Source organism: Polaromonas sp. UC242_47, assembly GCF_044452385.1.
In the GTDB taxonomy this organism is placed as follows: Bacteria; Pseudomonadota; Gammaproteobacteria; order Burkholderiales; family Burkholderiaceae_C; genus Polaromonas.
In genome coordinates this window covers 11,210-28,849 of record NZ_JBIOAO010000001.1, presented here as the reverse complement: position 1 = coordinate 28,849, position 17,640 = coordinate 11,210, and the positions used below count along the sequence as shown (strand labels likewise).

The window sequence follows — 17,640 nt, the reverse complement described above, 5'->3', positions numbered from 1 at the left end:
CTAAAGAATAGCGCCTCCTTCATTCAAGAGCGCAAGCATGCAAGACGATTTCGAAAAACTGGACTGGTTCAACCAGGCCAGGTCACTGTCCACAGCCGAAGTGTCCGATGCGCTGGACTACTTTGGCTTGCCGGGCAGCGCTCTGGGCATCAAGCCGGTGGCCGGCCCGCAAAAGCTGTTTGGTTTTGCTTTCACGATCCGCTTCGCGCCGATTGACCGGTTCGAGCCCGGCACCGTGGGCGATTTCATCGACACCCTGGTGCCAGGCACGGTGGTGGTTCTGGACAATGGCGGCCGCCTGGACTGCACGGTCTGGGGCGGCATTCTCAGCCGGCTCGCCGCCCACAAGGGCATAGGCGGCACCGTGATCCATGGCGTCTGCCGGGACACGTCCGAAGCCGACGAAGCGGGCTACCCTTTGTACGCCAGCGGCAAGTTCATGCGCACAGGCAAGGACCGTGTCCAGGTGGAGGCTTACGAACAGCCGGTGACGCTGGGTGATGTGCGTGTGCTGCCTGGCGATCTGGTCATCGGCGATGCAGACGGCATCGTGGTGGTGCCCAGGCTGAGGATGCATGAAGTCCTTGCTAAGGCATTGCAGACCCGCGAAACCGAAGAACAAATATTGAAGGCCGCACTCGGCGGCATGGCCTTGTCCGAAGCCCGCAAAAAGTTTGGCTACCACACGCTCCAACGCGCTTGCGCAAGCGGGCTGGCTCAATAAATCAAATCAGCAACGCAGGCAACAAACAACATGAAACCCTTGAAGAAAACCGTATTGGCCCTGGCGACAGGCTTGGGCCTGGCCCTCACCGGGCTGGGCGTCGCCGCCCAAACGGCGTACCCCTGCGCCACGGTGAAAGTCGTCTCGCCCTACCCGCCCGGCGGCACAACCGACATCCTGTCGCGCCTGCTGGCGCCAGGCCTGGCCAAAGAGTTGGGCACCACCGTGATTGTGGACAACAAGGGCGGCGCCAGCAGCAACATCGGCACTGAATTTGTTGCCAATGCCACCGGTGACGGCTGCACCCTGCTTCTGGGCAACAACACCGGCATCGTGATCAACCGCAACCTCTACAAGTTGCGTGTCGATCCCGTCAAGAATCTTGTGCCCGTGGGCGAGGTCGCCTCGGTGCCCCTGGTTCTCTACGTCAACACAGCGGTGCCCGCGACCAGCGTGAACCAGCTGTTTGAGCTGATCAAGGCCAGCCCCGGAAAGTACAGCTACGCCTCCGGCGGCAGCGGCAGCCCACAACACCTGATGGGTGAACTGTTGAAGCTGGAGAAGCAGCTGGATATCACGCACATCCCGTACCGGGGCCAGGGCCCTGCGCTGGCAGATGTGTTGTCCGGCCAGGTGCCGATGGCCTTCGAGACGACCACCGCCATTGCTTCCCAACTCAACTCCGGTCGCATCCGCGCTTTGGCGACCACGGGGGCTGTTCGCTCTAAAAGCATGCCTGATGTTCCCACGATGAAAGAACTGGGTTACCCCAGCTTCGTGATTGAAAACTGGTACGGCATTTTTGTCCCTGCCAAAACACCTGCCCACCTCGTCAAGCGGCTGAACCAGGACCTGAACAAAGTGCTCAAGAGCGCGGAAGTTGCGGCCAGCCTCAACAAGATGGGCTCCAGCGATGTGGCGGGAACCACAGAGCAGTTCTCGCAGTTCATTGTCAAAGAGCTTCCCTATTGGGAGTCCCTGGTGAAGCGCTCTGGCGCGACCGTGGATTGAATGCACAAAAAGAGGAATCAACATGTCAAATGGAATCGTGATTGAAGCGAGACGCAATGCTTTCGGGCCCGGGATTGAGGCACTGCGCGGCATGCCCTCATCCGTGATCGGTGATGTGATGGGTCGTCTGGTGGGTACCACCGGGCTGCACCCTGTGAACCGCTCGCCCGTCACGGTGTGCGGCAACGCCTTCACCGTCAGCGTGCGCGCGGGTGACAACCTGTTGATCCACAAGGCTCTGGAACTGCTGCAACCCGGCGACGTGCTGGTGATTGACGGCGAAGGCGATGTTTCACGCGCCCTGGTAGGAGAAATCATGATGAGCGTGGCCCGCTGGCGCGGCGCCACCGGCTTTGTGGTGGATGGCGCGATCCGGGATGTGGAAGCCTTTGAGCAACAGCAATTTCCCTGCTGGGCGCGGGGTATCAATCTTCGCGGCCCCTACAAGGATGGCCCCGGAACTATCAACCGGCCCATCAGCATAGGCGGCATGCTGGTCAACCCGGGTGACATCATCGTTGGCGACTCGGATGGGCTGGTGGCCGTCACCCCCCAGGAGGCTTTGACGGTTGCCAAAAAAGCCGGCGACAAGGTCGCGCAGGAGCAGGCAACGATCCAGTCGATTCTCAACGGTAGTTATTCCGCCCCATGGGTCGATGTACTCCTCCAGCAAAAGAAAGCCTGAAATGACGACAAGCCTGAAAAACAAGCCTTTCGGCAAGCTGCGCCGCTGTGCTTTGGTGCTGACACTCGGTTTCCTGCCCTCGTCATGGGCCCTTGCTGCTTACCCAGACAAACCCATCAAGATCATTGTTCCCTGGGCGCCCGGTGGCGCCACAGACCAGGTCGGACGCCTGCTCGCCCAGGGCCTGGCGCAATCGATGGGGGTGGCCGTCGTGGTGGACAACAAGGCGGGCGCGGGCGGCAACATCGGCACACAGGCCTTTGTGAAGGAGAAGCCGGACGGCTATACCCTCTTGCTCGCCACCAGCTCGACCAACGCGGCCGGGCCTCATCTGTTCGCGAAGCAAGGCTTTGACCCGGTCAAGGACTTTACCGCCGTTGTCCTTCTCTGCGCCATACCGAATGTGATGGTGGTTCCGGCCAAATCACCGTGGAAAAGCCTGAAAGACATTCTGGAGGCTGGCCGCGGCGCCCCCGGTCAGTACACCTACGGGTCGGCGGGCATAGGGAGTTCGCAGCATCTGGCCGGCGCGCAGTTCAAGACCGTCTCCGGCATCGACATCCGGCATGTACCTTACAAGGGGAGCGGCCCGGCGGCGCAAGACCTGATGGCAGGACATATCGACATGATGATCGACACCGGCTCCCTGGGCAGCATCAAGGGCGGGCTGTTGAGGCCGCTTGCCGTGGCCTCCGACAAGCGGCTTCAGGCCCTGCCGACGGTTCCCACCTTCAAGGAAGCGGGTGTACCCATGGTGGCATCGGCCTGGTACGGCATCATGCTGCCGGCCGGCGCGCCCGCAGAGGTGACCAGCCGGCTCAACAAAGAATTCAACCTGTTGCTGCAAAAACCGGAAATTCGAACCAGGTTCCATGAAATAGGCGCCGAGATAGCCGGCGGAAGCGCGGAAGAATTCACCAAGTTTTCCATTTCGGAAATCAAGCGCTACGAGACTATCGTCAAAGACTCAGGCGCTCCGAAGGAATGAGTCTTGGATTGGGCCATGTTTTTTCGGCGTGCATTGCCGGAAAAAAGGCCCTGAAAAACCAGCTCATCGCCAACAAAAAACGCGCCCTCAGGCGCGTTTTTTGTTGGATGTGTGCGGCCGGATTACTTCGCGACCACGCGTACCATCTCCAGGCACTTGTTGGAGTAACCCCATTCGTTGTCGTACCAGGCGACGATCTTGACGAAGGTGCTGTCCAGTGCGATGGACGCATCCGCATCAAAAATCGAGGTGCGGGTATCGCCGCGGAAGTCGGTGGCCACCACCTTGTCTTCGGTGTAACCCAGCACGCCTTTGAGCGCGCCTTCGCTTTGCGCTTTCATTTCGGCGCAGATTTCTTTCAGTGTGGCTTCCTTGTTCAGCTCACAGGTCAGGTCCACCACCGACACGTCGGAGGTCGGCACGCGGAAAGACATGCCGGTCAGCTTTTTGTTCAGCTCTGGGATCACCACACCGACAGCCTTGGCCGCGCCCGTGCTCGAAGGAATGATGTTTTCCAGAATACCGCGGCCGCCGCGCCAGTCTTTGTTGCTCGGGCCGTCCACGGTTTTTTGCGTGGCGGTGGCCGCATGCACGGTGGTCATCAGGCCGCGCTTGATACCCCACTTGTCGTTCAACACCTTGGCCACAGGGGCCAGACAGTTGGTGGTGCAGGACGCATTGGAGATGATGGCCTGACCCGCGTAGGTCTTGTCATTCACGCCAAACACAAACATCGGGGTGTCGTCTTTGGAGGGTGCCGAGAAAATCACTTTTTTCGCGCCGGCGGCCAGATGTTTTTCACCCGAGGCCTTGTCCAGGAACAGGCCGGTGGATTCGATCACCACATCGGCGCCGACTTCGTTCCACTTCAGGTTGGCCGGGTCGCGCTCTTGTGTCAGGCGGATTTTTTTGCCGTTGACGATCAAGGTGTTGCCGTCAACCGAGACCTCGCCCTTGAAGCGGCCGTGCACCGAGTCGTACTGCAGCATGTAGGCCAGGTAGTCGGGCTCGAGCAAATCGTTGATGCCGACGATTTCAATATCGCCAAAGCTCTGCACCGCCGAGCGGAACACATTGCGGCCGATGCGACCGAAACCATTGATGCCTACCTTGATCGTCATGCTTGTCTCTCCAGAAAAGTTAATACAAAACCCGGTTCACGCTGAATGCGGAATTATTTCTTCAACACCTTGCGCACGGTGTCGGCCACGTTTTCCGGCGTGAAGCCGAAATGTTTGAACAGCACCGGTGCAGGTGCCGACTCGCCATAGGTGTCGATGCCAACCACGGCCGCGCAGCCGTATTTCCACCAGCCGTCGGTGACACCCATCTCCACCGCGATACGTGGCAGGCCTTCGGGCAAGACTTCGGTTTTGTAGGCGGTTTTTTGTTTGTCAAAAGTCGTGGTGCTGGGCATGGAAACCACACGCACGGCGATTTTGTAGGTGGTGGCCAGCAGCTCTTGCGCCTTCAGCGCGAGTTGCACTTCGGAGCCGGTCGCAATGATCACGGCCTGGGCTTTTTTGTTCAGGCCCACTTCGGCCGGTTCGGCCAGCACATAAGCACCTTTGCTGATTTCGCCGAGGTCGTTTTTCGGCGCGTAAGGCAGGTTCTGGCGGCTCAGCAACAAAGCTGTCGGCTTGTTTTTGTTTTGCAGGGCCACGGCCCAGGCCACGGCGGTTTCGGCGGTATCGCCCGGACGCCAGACGTCGAGGTTGGGGATCAGGCGCAGGCTGGCCGCATGTTCAATCGACTGGTGGGTCGGGCCGTCTTCACCGAGGCCGATGGAGTCGTGGGTGAACACATGTACCACACGCAACTTCATCAGCGCGGCCATACGGATGGCGTTGCGGCTGTAGTCGCTGAAGGTCAGGAAGGTGCCGCCGTAAGGGATGTAGCCGCCATGCAGCGCAATGCCGTTCATGATGGCGGCCATGCCGAATTCGCGCACGCCGTAGTTGATGTGGCGGCCGCCGATTTTGCTGCCGTCCGCCGTCTCGGTTTGCACCACCTCACCGGCCAGGTCAAAACGCAGGCTGGGGGTGGATTTGGTGTTGGTCAGGTTGGAGCCGGTCAAATCGGCCGAGCCGCCCAGCATTTCCGGCAGGCCGGCGGTGAAGGCTTCCAGCGCCAGTTGCGAGGCCTTGCGCGAAGCCACGGTTTCGTACTTGGTGTGGGCGCCCACCACGGTGTCCACGGCGATCTGCGCAAACGCCTTGGGCAGCTCGCCTTTCATGCGGCGCACAAACTCGGCGGCCAGTTCGGGGTAGGCCAGTTGGTAGGCGGCGAACTTGGCATCCCAATCGGTTTCCAGTGCCAGGCCCTGGGCCTTGGCGTCCCAGGCCTCGTAGCTTTCTTGCGGGATTTCGAAAGGCGCGTAAGGCCAGCCCAGCGCTTCACGCGTGAGTTTGATTTCTTCGGCGCCCAAGGGCTCGCCGTGGGCCTTGGCGGTGTTGGCGCGGTTCGGCGAGCCTTGGCCGATGTGGGTCTTGCAAACAATCAGCGTCGGTTTGTCGGCGCTGTTTTTGGCGTCGGCAATCGCACGTGACACCGCGTCCACGTCGTGGCCGTCGATAGGGCCGATCACGTTCCAGCCGTAGGCGGCAAAACGCAGCGGCGTGTTGTCGACAAACCAGGGCGCGACCTGGCCGTCGATGGAGATGCCGTTGTCGTCGTACAGCGCGATCAGCTTGTTGAGCTTCCAGGCGCCGGCCAGCGCGCTGGCTTCGTGGCTGATGCCTTCCATCAGGCAGCCGTCACCCATGAAGACATAGGTGTGGTGATCCACCACCTTGTGCTCGTCACGGTTGAACTCTTTGGCCATCAGCTTCTCGGCCAGCGCCATGCCGACCGCGTTGCTCAGGCCCTGGCCCAGCGGTCCAGTGGTGGTTTCGACGCCGGCGGTGTAACCGAACTCGGGGTGGCCCGGGGTCTGGCTGTGCAACTGGCGGAAGTTTTTCAGCTCCTGCATCGACAAGGCGTAACCGGTCAGATGCAGCAGCGCATAAATCAGCATGGAGCCATGGCCGTTGGACAGCACAAAACGGTCGCGGTCAAACCAGTTCGGGTTCTGCGGGCTGTGCTTGAGGTGCTGGCCCCAGAGCGCGACCGCGATGTCGGCCATGCCCATGGGCGCGCCGGGGTGGCCGGAATTGGCCTGTTGCACGGCATCCATGGCCAGAGCACGGATGGAGTTGGCCATGAGGGATGAAGTGTTGTCAGCCATTGCTTGAAGTCCAGGTGGGTAATGAGGCAAATCCCTTGTCCGGCAGGCCATGGTGGAGATGGCGGGCGCACGCGGGAAAACCCGGATTTTACGGGATGTGCCCGCCGGCAGTGCCGCTGCGGCGACTTGGCGCAGCGCGCAGGTCGGCGATATGACTAACGACCAACACCCCAGTCGCTAGCAATTCAATAGCTGCTTGCGCCCGTGACATAAGGGTTAGAGGCCAATCTAGCTTGTAAAAAGGTGATAATCAAAACCAATATGAGCACCCAAGCCCTGATTCTGGCCGCCGGTCGCGGCGAACGCATGCGACCGCTGACCGACCAACACCCCAAACCGCTGTTGCCCGTGCAGGGCAAGCCGCTGATCGTCTGGCACCTGGAAAGTCTGGCGCGTGCCGGCGTCACCGACGTGGTGATCAACACCGCCTGGCTGGAAGAACAGTTTCCGGCCACGCTGGGCGACGGCAGTACGTTTGGCTTGTGCATTCGTTATTCGCACGAAGGCGCGCGTTATGGCGGCGCGCTGGAAACCGCAGGCGGCATTGCCACCGCCTTGCCACTGCTGCAGGACGCGCCCTTCTGGCTGGTGGCCGGCGATGTGTTCATGCCGGGCTTTGAATTTCCGGCCGCCGATGCGCAGCGTTTTGCGGCCTCCAGCGCACTTGCGCATATCTACCTGGTGCCGAATCCGCCGCACAACCCGCGTGGTGACTTTGGCATCAGCGACCAAGGGCTGGCGCGGTCCCAGGCCAAAGAACAATTCACCTACAGCACCCTGGGCCTGTATCGGCCTGCACTTTTTAAACACACCCCACCCGGCCAGAAAGCGGCGCTGGCACCGCTGCTGCGCCAGGCCATGCAAAACGGCGAGGTCACGGCGGCGCTATATTCAGGGCCATGGACCGACGTGGGCACGCCCGAACGTCTGGCCGAACTGAACACCCACCGTTGACAACCAGGCGCTTCAACCCATGACCACGATTTACGAAAAACGCCGTGCCGCCGTGGCACGTGCCCTCAAAGCCGCCGGCGGCGGTGTGGCCCTGCTGCCCACCGCGCCCGAGCTGGCCCGCAACCGCGACAGCGACTTCCCCTACCGCCACGACAGCTATTTTTATTACCTCACCGGTTTCGACGAACCGCAAGGCTGGCTGGTGATTGAAGCCAATGGTCGCAGCACCTTGTTTTGCCGCCCCAAAGACCTGGAACGCGAAATCTGGGACGGCTTCCGCTTAGGCCCCAAAGCCGCGCCGGCAGCACTGGGTGTGGATGCGGCCTTCAGCGTGGAGACGCTTGATGAAAAAATGCCGGCCCTGCTGGCCAACCAGAATGCCGTGTGGTTTCCGTTTGCCACGCACAAGGGCCTGGAGACGCAGGTCGATGGCTGGCTGAACCAGGTGCGCGCGCGCGTGCGTTTGGGCGCCGAGTGCCCGCAAAGCCAGCACGATTTGTGCAAGCTGCTCGACGAGATGCGGCTGTTCAAGGACAACCACGAAATCGCCATCCTGCGCCGCGCTGGAAAAATTTCCGCCGGTGCCCATGTGCGCGCCATGCAGACCTCGGCCGCCATGCTGCGAGCCCCCGTGAAAGGCGGCCTGCGTGAATACCACCTGGAGGCCGAGCTGCTGCACGAGTTTCGCCGCCACGGCTCGCAGTTTCCGGCCTACACCAGCATCGTCGCCGCCGGCACCAATGCCTGTGTCTTGCATTACCGCGCCGGCAACACCGAACTGAAAGACGGCGATCTCTGCCTGATCGACGCCGGCTGCGAGCTCGACGGTTACGCCAGCGACATCACCCGCACCTTCCCGGCCAGCGGCCAATTCACACCGGCGCAACGCACCTTGTACGACATCGTGCTGGCCGCGCAGGAAGCCGCCATCGCCGTCACCAAGCCTGGCAAACGTTTCATGGACCCGCACAACGCCGCCACCCGTGTGTTGGTCCAAGGCATGCTGGACACAGGCCTGCTGGCCAGAAACAAACACGGCAACGTCGATGACGTGTTGGCCTCGGGCGCCTATCGCCAGTTCTACATGCACCGCACCGGCCACTGGATGGGCATGGACGTGCACGACTGCGGCGACTACACCGAACCCGGTAGCAAAGCACGCGAAGAAAAAAGACGCGCTGGGCCAGACCGTGATGCGCAAACCCTCACGGATCCTGCGACCCGGCATGGTGACCACGGTGGAGCCCGGCATTTACGTGCGGCCCGCCAAAGGCGTGCCCAAGGAGTTCTGGAACATCGGCATCAGGATTGAAGACGATGCGCTGGTCACGGCCAAAGGCTGTGAGCTGCTGACACGCGGCGTGCCGGTGAAAGCCGATGAAATTGAGGCCTTGATGCGGGGCTGATGTTGGGCTGAGGCGGAGCGACGCGAAGCCGGCGCAGTAGCGCGCCGTTTGGTTTGAGCTAGAGAAGCGTTTGGTTTGATCCAGCATTTAAGCAACAAAACGCCGCAATTGTGAACCAGCATTAAAACGGCTTTGAAGAGCGTTCATGGCTCCGGCGCTATTCGGTGAAGCTGAATTCAGTCTTGCAGTGCTTGCACCTGGCCAAGCCAGTTCCGACCGGGCTAGTAAGAGGCACAAGCCGCCCCTCGTTGCCAGCCATGAAACAAACCGGACAGGGCAGCGGTTGGCCTGGATGGCCAACAGCCCAATTCCAGCCAGCCTCCCAGCCGTTCAGCACCGGCTGACCTGCACCAGCCTCATTCAGCTGGCGCAGGCATTCGTCATGAAGATGATCCAAAGCAGCCATGGCGTCCCTTTCAATCGAAGCCCACAGTATGACTGTCAGGGTTTGAAGTTGCTGATCACCAGCTCGCCCTTGGCATCCCGCCCCTTCCCTGACGCCCCTACCGTGTAGTTGACCGTGATCCGCTTCATGGTGTGCCCTTTGAAGGCCTGGCGCATTTCCGGGATGTCGTTGACGCTGACCACTGCCTTGCCCTTCATGGTGCCCATGAGGGCGGCCATCTGGTCGTAATGCTCCAGCCCGAACTCGACGCCGTAACCCTGGGTGCCCCAGTACGGCGGATCCAGGTAGAACAGGCTGTGCGGCCGGTCGTAACGCTTAAAGCAGTCTGCCCAGCTCAAGTTCTCAATAAACACCTGGTGCAGGCGCAGGTGGACGGCGCTGAGCTGCTCTTCCAGCCTTAAAAGGTTCAAGCGGGCGCCACTGGTCGTGGCGGTCCCAAAGCTCTGGCCATCGACCTTGCCGCCGAAACCGAGTTTTTGGAGGTAGAAGAAGCGCGCCGCCCGCTGGATGTCCGTCAGGGTCTCAGGCGGGGTTTCCTGCAGCCATTGGTAAATCTGGCGGCTGGCCAGCGCCCACTTGAAGTGCCTGACGAACTCTTCCAGATGATGCTGGACGACCCTGTACAGGGTGACCAGGTCGCCATTCACATCGTTCAGCACCTCTACCTTGACCGGCTCCTTGATGAAAAAGAGCGCGGCCGCCCCGGCGAAGGGCTCAACGTAGCAGCTGTGGTCGGGGAACAAGGGCAGGATGTGGGGCGCCAGGCGGCGCTTGCCACCCACCCAAGGCACCAGTGGCATGGCTGGGGCGTCTGCCCCGTTCGGGTTGTTAAGGGGCGCTACGGCCCCGGTTTTGCGCGTCATTGTCGTTTCCATTCTTGGACGACGCTCGACGGCGTGCTGGTGGGGCGCTCTGGCTGCTGGGATCAGCGGCACTGGCTCTCAAGATGTTCAAGGCCCCACAGCGGGGGCACTTGATGTTTAGGCTGGTGTAGCGGCCTTCGCCCAGCTTGCGCTGGCAGCTGCCGCACCGTATTTCTTCTAGCTTTTCAGGCATTTAGACCGTGTAAACCACCGCCTCCATTGCAGCGCGACCAGCCAGCTCGGCGGCTGCTACGCCTTCGGCGTCCACAGCCTGGCGGATGGCCAGCTTGGCCCGCAGTCTGGCGGCGCCGCGCAGGTCAAAGGCGACGGCCTGCGCCTCGGTCCATTTTTGAACCACGACATTTGCGGCCTGCTCATTGGTCACGCCGTAGCTCTCGGCCAGGGCTTTGACGCGCTCGGGCGCTGGCTCAGCCTGGTTTTCCAGCCAGCGCTTGGCCACCATGTAAGCCGCATCGTATTCAGCCTTCAGGGCGCTGTTGGGCACGGCTTGGTCGAACAGTGCCTGATAGTGGCTGTCGATGGCGGCTTGTGCGGCCGCCTTGGCAGCGTCCACCAAAGATATCAATTCTGCCCACTCGCCCTCGACCAATTGCCACCGACCGGGCTCAAGCAAAAAATCATCAGGAACATCAACGGGCAAGTCAGTACCGTTGCTGTCAACATAGCCCCACGCGGTCAAAACGCCGGACGCGTCAATAAATGCTTTTTTCATCAGGAATCTCCATTTGATACGGCGTAACCGAAAACGGCGATGGTTAGCGCAACACTCGTATCCGACACCGTGTACAAAACACTCTGACCCACGTTGGGCACGGTGATGCCTTGATTCGCGTAGCCGGAGATCGTCACGTTCAAAGACGCGAAGATGACGCCAGCAGCGAGGCGGATCGAAGCCGACCGGGAGGTGCCCGCCCCATTGCTGAGCGAAAAATCCAAATGCGCTCGCAGCGCGTTTGGGGGCACATACGGGGCCAGACTAACCGTCGCCTCGGCGGTAGACGTGCCTCCGGACAAGGCGAGCTGCGTCGCTTGGTAGCCAACCCACCCGCCGCGAAACGTAGACCCGCCTCAGAATGCTGGCCCCGTCGTACCACTGCGGGTGCGAATATGCCCAATGCGTGTAACCCGCGGGCAGCGCTGGTCCTGCGGTGGGTGGCTGAAGGCTAGAAAGTGTGATCAACGTTCCGGTCGAGGGGTTCAGGGCCCAATAGAAATGCACCCATGAAGACGCCGGGAACACTGCGGCTCGATCCCGCCCATTGGCGGCAGGACCGGCCACTGTCACGTCGTTGGTGATGGTGCCCGGTGCCGCCTTGCGGATGGTCTCGCCGGTTGCGGGGCTATACACAATGACAACATCGGCGAGCAGATCGACCTTGGAATTCGGGGTAGCGGCGTTGCTTTGGGAAGCATTGTTAACGCAGCGCGAAAAGCCCTCTTTCAGCCCGTCAACAAAGGCGACAGTAGACCAAGCGGCGCCGCCGTCTGAGGCTACCTTGCAGGCTTTGCCGGGGCTGAGCGTGAAAGAAGTTAGAGCGCCGTCAATCGTATCTGCCCCTGCGCGGTTGACTGTGGCCATGTTTGCCGAAGCGTCTTTTCGTCGGAAGTCAAATTTCAAAGCCGACAGCGCGTTGGCCGCTGGCAGCGTGACGCTCGCGTTGCCAGCCGTCGCGTCCATGATCACCAGCCCGGCGTGGTCTTTAGTCAGCACAAACGGCGAGTTAGCGGCGTTGACCGTCGTGACATTGCCGCCGAAAGCGGCCTTTAACGCGCTGAGCAGCACCTTATAGGTGGCGGGCACTGCTGGGTCAAACTGCGCGCCCGCCTGACCGCCGAATTTGACGACCTCCATCAAGGACCATATCAACGAATTCATGTCTTTTTTTGTGACCGCCGTCGGGACAGCGGCATTGTCCTCATGCCGGTTAAAGCCCGTGCCCGCGTCAACAACAAAGGCGTTTGATTGGGTGTAATCCATGGGTTTTCCTCAGATAAAAATGACGTTGACTTCATACCGGGCGTGCACGATGCGCTGCAGGTAGCAGGCCAGCTCGCCGCCGTTCAAAGTGCCGATGCGCAGGCGGTCGCCCACGCGGTTGACGCCCACGCGAAAAGGGGCGGTTTCGAGCGTCACTGTGATCCACAAGCGGCCATTGAGCGCGCCCAGCCGCTCGCCCACCCGGTTACGGCCCACACGGAACGGCGTGTTGTAGCGGACGGTCGCCTTGTAGCCCAGCCAGGCGCAGATCGCCTCGATGGAGCCGGTCGCCGCAGGGCTCGAATCCCCATAAAACAACTCAACTGGCCGTAGCCTGGCCAGCAACAGCTTGCGGCGCAGGGCCAGGGGCTGGTCAAGTCCAAAGCAGGCATCCGGCAGGCCGGTGGATTCTTCCCATTCGGCCATGCGGTTGACGGTGGTGGCCGGTTGCCACTGGCGCACCGTTTCCGCGACGACTTCGTGGTGTTCGTTAAACGATGCCGCCACGCCCCTGATCACCCGCATCAGCGTCGAGCGCGGGTCGCGTGGCCATGCGAAGCCGGTGGGCAGCAGGTTGGCAAGGGACTGGAGAAACTTTTCCATCACGGGACAAAGGTAAAACTGCCCGACGCCAGCAACTCATAGATGCTGGCCACCGTGAAAATCCCGCCCTCGGTCAGCACGGGCGACATGATGTTGTGGTTGTACTCACCGGGCGAGGCGCTGATCACTTCCTTGACGTGGCTGTGCGGAATTTGCCCACCGGGAATCGCTTCGCGGAAAAACAGGTCTTGCACCGCCGCAATGACCGCCTTGCGGTTATCCGCCGTGTCCGGCGTGATGGACAGCACCCAGTTCTTGGTCACCGCCGTGGGAATGATCACAAACAGCTCATCGGGCGGGCCGCGCTTGGGGTCGCGTATGTAGTCCAGCACCTGGCGCTGTTGCATGGCGCTGGGCAGGCCCGGCGCTACATTGCCATCGGCCATGATGATCACGCCCGCCGAGGTCGGCCCAGCCGGGTTGCGCACGCCCCACGCTCGCGTGATGCCAGGTAGCTGCAACGCCCAGCGCACATAGTCTGCCGGGCACCCGCCCATGGGTTCATTGCTCAGGCGCTGCTGCAGGCGGTAAATGGCCTGGTCGTCGCTTTCCTGGTCCGCACCGCCGCCCAGACCGTCTACGCCGACGGTGAAGGCCGAATCAATGCCGTTCATTGGCGATACAAGCGTCAGCTTCAGCCCCGCCACGGCGTTGCCGGCAATGCCGGTCACGGTGGCAATCAGGCCAGGCGTGACCGTGCCGCCAACAGCCACGGCGACGTCTGACGTGACCCTGAACTGTCTGCCCTGGTCGTCGGCCATCAGCGTGCCGGTGGTCAGCAGCGTGCCGGGCACCCCCGTGCCGCCAGCCGGGCCGATAGCTGCAGCGGGCTCTTTGCGCTTCAGGCCGTAGGTTTCCAGCCAGCCGTCCAGAAACTCGCCGACCGACTTGATGGGGATGGCCTGCCGTGCGATGAAGTCGCGCAGGTAGCGGTAGGCGCCGTGCAGCCCGGCGCCCTCTACAAAGGCCAGCGCCTTGACGTTGGAGCGCGCCAGCTCCAGATCGACGGAACTGAGCGAGGCCGGGTCGGCAACCTGCGCCGCCTGTGACAGGCTTTGCTGCAGCAGGCGAGCGGCGTTTTCCGCCGCTTGGCGGATTGAGGGGATGGGTACGTTTAGAGGGGTCATTGGCCGAACCTGCGGATGGATGTGCCCCACAGCACGTCGTAAACGGGCGTGACCTGGTTGGGCTTGTAAATCTGCGGCCGAACAGCCAGCCGGTCGAGGCCTTCGCCGGTCCACAGGGCGGTCACGTCAACGCGGCTGGCAATGCCAGCGCGAATGAGCCAGCGCAGCCCTTCCTTGCAGGTGAACTCGACCATGCCCAGTACGTCGTCTGTCACCTTGCCGGTGTAGTACAGCCATAGCAGCGTGCCCCAGTCGTCGCGCTGGTCGGTCGCGCTGCTGGCCATGAACTCATCGCCCACCCAGCCGCGCCGGTTGGTTTCATTCGCTGGCAGCATGTCGTCAAGGCTGGCCCGTGCGTCTGTGAAGAGCGAAAGGATGATGGGTGTTGCCAGCGTGTCTTCCAGCTCCAGCGCATAGGTGACCAACTTCTCAACAAACTGCTGCGGCGCGCCGGTTGGGCTTCCGAAGTCTGTCCACGGGTAGTCGGACGGCGCTGTCGGCAGGGTCAGCCGCCAGTCAAACGGCACAACGCTGGCCATGCCGCCGCGTGCGCTGCTGGGGAGGGGTCGAGTAGCCACATCAAACATGCAGCCAGTCTCGGTTCTTAAGCGTTTTGGGTCTTGGTGAAACGCTTCACCAGCGGGGTCAGTTGTTTGGCCCGGTGCGGACGCCCGTCTCGTTGTGGTCGTGGCCGTCGAGGTTCTTGCCCGCAGCCGTCACGCCCAGCGCGCTAACGCGGCCCGCCGCAAAGGTGGCATTACCGCCACCTGTGAGGCCGTTTTTCACATCCAGCGTGTCGCCGACCGTGGCCTTGGTCGACATGGCCACGGTCGGCGTGTTCAATTCAACCTTGACCGCCGCGTTGACCCGGTAAATATCACAGTTGGTCTCTACCACCTTACCGTCGCGCAGGGTCACGTTGTGGCCTTCCTTGTGCCATACGCTTACCTCGTAAGCGGCGAGCCTGGGGCGGTCTGCAATACGGTCCATACGCAGAACGATCACGGTGCCGTCAATGGTCAAAACCAGTCCTTGCCCGTCCACCACGTTGGCGGCAAAGCCGTAATCCTGCATACGCTCGATAGCGTCCTTGGCATCGTTCTCCGTTGCCTCGGTGCGCACGGTCTGCACCAGGCCCTCTTTCAGGCTGCGCAAACGCGCACGGCGCAAGAAGATGGCGGGCGTACTCACCGTGCCCCGCCTTGCGCCTTGTCACGCGGTCCGCGTGCGTGGTTGGTGGTATTGCCCTTGTTCCCGAAGTTGCGATGCTTGACCTTGGTTTTGAGTGGCGCGGTGTCGTAGGCCTCGATGGGCCGCACGACGACCTCTGTCACGTCGCCCTCCTTGAGCGTGCAGTGCTGCTTGACTTGGCAAAGCAGCCATTCCTCACCGTCAAGACCGGCAATGTCGTCATACACCGGCACGCGCTGATTCAGCGGCCACGGCGCGCCCTGGTGCGTCCACCCCTCTAGCAGGTACTTGAAGCCGAAGGCGTGGCCACGTCGGACGCGGGCGGTGTGGTCAACCAGGGTCTGCAGATCGGCTTGCGTGATGTTGCCGTCAGCGTTGATGACCAATGGCATGTAGCGGGTCACCTCGGGGTCTTTGGCCATGGCCTTCAAGCTGCGGGAAGTCTCAAAGTCGGCAATAGTGTTTTGCTGGCCGTAGGCGATGTACTGGCTGTGACGTTGCTCATCAGAGCCTATGCCCTGCATGCTGATGACGTTTTGGCCGCGCACGATGGCGCCGGTGAATTTGGTGGTGCCCGCCTTGGTCAGCAGCAGGCGGCCAAAGTCGTCGCGGGTGACCAGCACGCCGCGCAGCCGGGCCGCCCTGGCCAGAGCGTCAACCACCGACTCACCGTGGGATAGCTTGAAGTCATGCAGGGGCGCCCCGGTGTCGGCGTCCACCTTCACCTCTATGCCATAGGGCGCCAGCAAGTCCCTGGCGACCTGCTCAAGCCGGGCGTTGCGCCACTGGCCGCCCTTGTGGATGGCCGAGCAGCGCACCAGGTCGCCCGTGCGGTCGCGGCCTGTGACGCGGTAGCCGCAGTTGTCCTTGTCGTAAAACGGCTCAGCGGCCAGCACAGAGCCGGTAATGACCTGCACGCCGCCAATCCGCACCGTTATGGCGTCCTGGCGCTTGATGGCCGGGGGCTGACCGGGAATCATGGACACGGGGATGCTGAAAGTGCCACTGATCGCCTCAAGGCTGCGCTCGACTTCGCTTTCCAGCCAGCCTTCGTACTCAAGGCCTTTCACCTCGACCGTGATCTTGACGTTGTCCCGTGGTACGCGCCGCTCGGCCATCAGTCGTGCCTCACGATGCGCAGCGGCCTGCCGGGCTGCGCCAGCAGCGGGTGGCGAATGTGCGGATTCATGGCCATGATTTCGTCTGCGTAGTCCGCCGTGCCAAACAGCTTGTAGCTGATGGACCAGATGGATTCCCAGCCTTGCGGCGTGTACGTCGTCAGGCGCACCAGGTCACGGCTGCGCACCTGCAGGTCGGCCAGCGCTGCGGTGTGCAGTTGCCGCATGGCGTCATGCCATGAGGTGGCCGTCAGCCCGCCCGACGGCGTCATGCTGGACGCCTCCATCAACAGGCGCGTGCACTGGTTGTTAATGACCGTGCGCAGCGCCAGCGCTTCGTCATAGGCTGTCAGGTCGGTATCGGCCACCACCTGCACATAGCTCGCCGTGGCCAGCGTTTCGAAAAGCTGGTCACTGGCGGCGGTCAATTGGGTCAACTGCTGGCGGGCGGCGGTATCGGTCTGCAGGGCGGCCGGATTGCCCGCGCCGTAGATCACCAGCCCGGCATCACCGCTGCCCCCCGCATGGCCGCTACTGGCCGGGGCCGGGATCACAAAGCTTTCAAAGTCGTTTCGGGCGACCTTTTTATCAAGGTCAAACCCCCAGCTAAAGGCGCTTTGAAAGGCTGCGGCGGTCGCTGCCTGCAGGTCGCTCGGCAGGCTGAACAGGTTGGCGATCTCGCTGGCCAACTGCTGGGGCACACGTACCAGGTCGCCCAGATTGGCGCGCATGGTCTGGTAGCCGCCGATCAGCCCATTGCTGTAGTCGCCCAACCCGGTCTGCACGCCCTTGAGCTGGCCCCACACGCCGTCTAGCGACGAGGTCAGGTTCTTGATGGCGCCGTTGACAGCCCAGCCCGGCGCCTTGAGTAGGTTCCAGTCAATCTTGAACTGGTCCTGCGCGGCCTGGGATGCCGCCTTGGCCGCGTCTTTGGCCTGGCTGCCGGTGTTGGCCACGCCCACCGGGTAGCGGCGTGCCTCGGCCCGAACAAAGGTCAGGTCGAAGCGGGCCATGCCGCCCTCTGCGGTCGGGTTCTCCTTGATCGTGGTCTTGCCCACCACGTAAACGCGGATCGCGCCGGCCGTTGGATGAATCAGCACGCGCTCGCCCGTCAGCACTGCACGCAGCGCCTCGCGCTGTTCGATGTAATCGTCGCCAATCACATAGGCTGAAAACTTGATCTCCTCCACGCCATCGCCCATGCGAAAGACAGTCGGCAAGTCCTGAAATGGGTATTCGCGCAGGACAGTGTTGTCACCGAAACTGACGTCGATGCTGTCCACGTGAAACGGCACACCGGCCAGGCTGGCGCGTTTGAGTTGTTCGAGCCAACCCATCT

17 protein-coding genes and 1 pseudogene are annotated in these 17,640 nt (G+C 61.9%); 6 read left to right on the top strand and 12 right to left on the bottom strand.

From position 1 onward, the window contains the following. Positions 1-37 precede the first annotated feature (37 nt). Genes ACHMXK_RS00185 through ACHMXK_RS00170 form a run of 4 tightly spaced genes read left to right on the top strand, consistent with a single transcriptional unit; the run spans position 38 to position 3,408 of the window. Positions 38-724, top strand: a complete 687-nt coding sequence (locus ACHMXK_RS00185; RefSeq protein ID WP_397436595.1) for an RraA family protein — start codon at positions 38-40, stop codon at positions 722-724. A gap of 30 nt (positions 725-754) precedes the next feature. Beyond that, positions 755-1,735, top strand: a complete 981-nt coding sequence (locus ACHMXK_RS00180; protein WP_397436593.1) for a Bug family tripartite tricarboxylate transporter substrate binding protein — start codon at positions 755-757, stop codon at positions 1,733-1,735. A 22-nt stretch (positions 1,736-1,757) separates the two neighbouring features. Then, a complete protein-coding gene (locus ACHMXK_RS00175; RefSeq protein WP_397436591.1) occupies positions 1,758-2,420 on the top strand; it encodes an RraA family protein in 663 nt (220 codons plus the stop codon). Position 2,421: 1 nt separating this feature from the next. Then, complete coding sequence (locus ACHMXK_RS00170; RefSeq protein ID WP_397436589.1) at positions 2,422-3,408, top strand: Bug family tripartite tricarboxylate transporter substrate binding protein; 987 nt, start codon at positions 2,422-2,424, stop codon at positions 3,406-3,408. 122 nt (positions 3,409-3,530) lie between these two features. Here ACHMXK_RS00170 and gap read toward each other — a convergent pair whose 3' ends face one another. Both gap and tkt read right to left on the bottom strand, forming a co-directional pair. Then, positions 3,531-4,529 carry a type I glyceraldehyde-3-phosphate dehydrogenase gene (gene gap / locus ACHMXK_RS00165; protein WP_397436587.1) on the bottom strand — a complete coding sequence of 333 codons (999 nt, stop codon included), beginning with the start codon at positions 4,527-4,529 and terminating at the stop codon, positions 3,531-3,533. A gap of 53 nt (positions 4,530-4,582) precedes the next feature. After that, a complete protein-coding gene (tkt, locus tag ACHMXK_RS00160; protein WP_397436585.1) occupies positions 4,583-6,685 on the bottom strand; it encodes a transketolase in 2,103 nt (700 codons plus the stop codon). 210 nt (positions 6,686-6,895) lie between these two features. Here tkt and murU point away from each other — a divergent pair, with 210 nt between their 5' ends. Both murU and ACHMXK_RS00150 read left to right on the top strand, forming a co-directional pair. After that, positions 6,896-7,588 (top strand): N-acetylmuramate alpha-1-phosphate uridylyltransferase MurU, encoded by a 693-nt coding sequence (gene murU, locus ACHMXK_RS00155; RefSeq protein WP_397436583.1) that lies wholly within the window; start codon positions 6,896-6,898, stop codon positions 7,586-7,588. Between the two features lie 19 nt (positions 7,589-7,607). Continuing rightward, positions 7,608-8,994, top strand: a pseudogene (locus ACHMXK_RS00150) (aminopeptidase P N-terminal domain-containing protein). Between the two features lie 441 nt (positions 8,995-9,435). On the opposite strand, the gene ACHMXK_RS00145 reads toward ACHMXK_RS00150, so the two are convergent. The 10 genes from ACHMXK_RS00145 to ACHMXK_RS00100 form a co-directional block, all read right to left on the bottom strand. Then, positions 9,436-10,263 carry a DNA adenine methylase gene (locus ACHMXK_RS00145; RefSeq protein WP_397436581.1) on the bottom strand — a complete coding sequence of 276 codons (828 nt, stop codon included), beginning with the start codon at positions 10,261-10,263 and terminating at the stop codon, positions 9,436-9,438. Then, complete coding sequence (locus ACHMXK_RS00140) at positions 10,229-10,456, bottom strand: Com family DNA-binding transcriptional regulator (RefSeq protein WP_397436579.1); 228 nt, start codon at positions 10,454-10,456, stop codon at positions 10,229-10,231. Before ACHMXK_RS00140 ends, ACHMXK_RS00145 begins: the two co-directional genes overlap by 35 nt. After that, positions 10,457-10,996, bottom strand: a complete 540-nt coding sequence (locus ACHMXK_RS00135; RefSeq protein WP_397436577.1) for a hypothetical protein — start codon at positions 10,994-10,996, stop codon at positions 10,457-10,459. A 264-nt stretch (positions 10,997-11,260) separates the two neighbouring features. Further along, on the bottom strand, positions 11,261-12,262 hold the full coding sequence (locus tag ACHMXK_RS00130) for a hypothetical protein (protein ID WP_397436575.1): 1,002 nt from the start codon (positions 12,260-12,262) through the stop codon (positions 11,261-11,263). Between the two features lie 9 nt (positions 12,263-12,271). Continuing rightward, complete coding sequence (locus tag ACHMXK_RS00125) at positions 12,272-12,865, bottom strand: putative phage tail protein (protein ID WP_397436573.1); 594 nt, start codon at positions 12,863-12,865, stop codon at positions 12,272-12,274. After that, positions 12,865-13,992: a baseplate J/gp47 family protein gene (locus tag ACHMXK_RS00120; protein ID WP_397436571.1), complete on the bottom strand. Its 1,128-nt coding sequence runs from the start codon at positions 13,990-13,992 to the stop codon at positions 12,865-12,867. Before ACHMXK_RS00120 ends, ACHMXK_RS00125 begins: the two co-directional genes overlap by 1 nt. Continuing rightward, on the bottom strand, positions 13,989-14,579 hold the full coding sequence (locus ACHMXK_RS00115) for a phage GP46 family protein (RefSeq protein WP_397436570.1): 591 nt from the start codon (positions 14,577-14,579) through the stop codon (positions 13,989-13,991). Before ACHMXK_RS00115 ends, ACHMXK_RS00120 begins: the two co-directional genes overlap by 4 nt. Before the next feature lie 58 nt (positions 14,580-14,637). Next, positions 14,638-15,183 carry a phage baseplate assembly protein gene (locus ACHMXK_RS00110; RefSeq protein WP_397436568.1) on the bottom strand — a complete coding sequence of 182 codons (546 nt, stop codon included), beginning with the start codon at positions 15,181-15,183 and terminating at the stop codon, positions 14,638-14,640. After that, positions 15,180-16,301 (bottom strand): phage baseplate assembly protein, encoded by a 1,122-nt coding sequence (locus tag ACHMXK_RS00105; protein ID WP_397436566.1) that lies wholly within the window; start codon positions 16,299-16,301, stop codon positions 15,180-15,182. Before ACHMXK_RS00105 ends, ACHMXK_RS00110 begins: the two co-directional genes overlap by 4 nt. Further along, on the bottom strand, positions 16,301-17,638 hold the full coding sequence (locus ACHMXK_RS00100; RefSeq protein ID WP_397436564.1) for a DNA circularization protein: 1,338 nt from the start codon (positions 17,636-17,638) through the stop codon (positions 16,301-16,303). Before ACHMXK_RS00100 ends, ACHMXK_RS00105 begins: the two co-directional genes overlap by 1 nt. Positions 17,639-17,640: the final 2 nt, after the last annotated feature.

Bases quoted from the DNA above. Each gene is read 5' to 3' on its own strand.
- ACHMXK_RS00185 (WP_397436595.1), top strand. From the start codon at position 38: ATGCAAGACGATTTCGAAAAACTGGACTGGTTCAACCAGGCCAGGTCA.
- ACHMXK_RS00180 (WP_397436593.1), top strand. From the start codon at position 755: ATGAAACCCTTGAAGAAAACCGTATTGGCCCTGGCGACAGGCTTGGGC.
- ACHMXK_RS00175 (WP_397436591.1), top strand. From the start codon at position 1,758: ATGTCAAATGGAATCGTGATTGAAGCGAGACGCAATGCTTTCGGGCCC.
- ACHMXK_RS00170 (WP_397436589.1), top strand. From the start codon at position 2,422: ATGACGACAAGCCTGAAAAACAAGCCTTTCGGCAAGCTGCGCCGCTGT.
- gap (WP_397436587.1), bottom strand. From the start codon at position 4,529: ATGACGATCAAGGTAGGCATCAATGGTTTCGGTCGCATCGGCCGCAAT.
- tkt (WP_397436585.1), bottom strand. From the start codon at position 6,685: ATGGCCTGCCGGACAAGGGATTTGCCTCATTACCCACCTGGACTTCAA.
- murU (WP_397436583.1), top strand. From the start codon at position 6,896: ATGAGCACCCAAGCCCTGATTCTGGCCGCCGGTCGCGGCGAACGCATG.
- ACHMXK_RS00145 (WP_397436581.1), bottom strand. From the start codon at position 10,263: ATGACGCGCAAAACCGGGGCCGTAGCGCCCCTTAACAACCCGAACGGG.
- ACHMXK_RS00140 (WP_397436579.1), bottom strand. From the start codon at position 10,456: ATGCCTGAAAAGCTAGAAGAAATACGGTGCGGCAGCTGCCAGCGCAAG.
- ACHMXK_RS00135 (WP_397436577.1), bottom strand. From the start codon at position 10,996: ATGAAAAAAGCATTTATTGACGCGTCCGGCGTTTTGACCGCGTGGGGC.
- ACHMXK_RS00130 (WP_397436575.1), bottom strand. From the start codon at position 12,262: ATGGATTACACCCAATCAAACGCCTTTGTTGTTGACGCGGGCACGGGC.
- ACHMXK_RS00125 (WP_397436573.1), bottom strand. From the start codon at position 12,865: ATGGAAAAGTTTCTCCAGTCCCTTGCCAACCTGCTGCCCACCGGCTTC.
- ACHMXK_RS00120 (WP_397436571.1), bottom strand. From the start codon at position 13,992: ATGACCCCTCTAAACGTACCCATCCCCTCAATCCGCCAAGCGGCGGAA.
- ACHMXK_RS00115 (WP_397436570.1), bottom strand. From the start codon at position 14,579: ATGTTTGATGTGGCTACTCGACCCCTCCCCAGCAGCGCACGCGGCGGC.
- ACHMXK_RS00105 (WP_397436566.1), bottom strand. From the start codon at position 16,301: ATGGCCGAGCGGCGCGTACCACGGGACAACGTCAAGATCACGGTCGAG.
- ACHMXK_RS00100 (WP_397436564.1), bottom strand. From the start codon at position 17,638: ATGGGTTGGCTCGAACAACTCAAACGCGCCAGCCTGGCCGGTGTGCCG.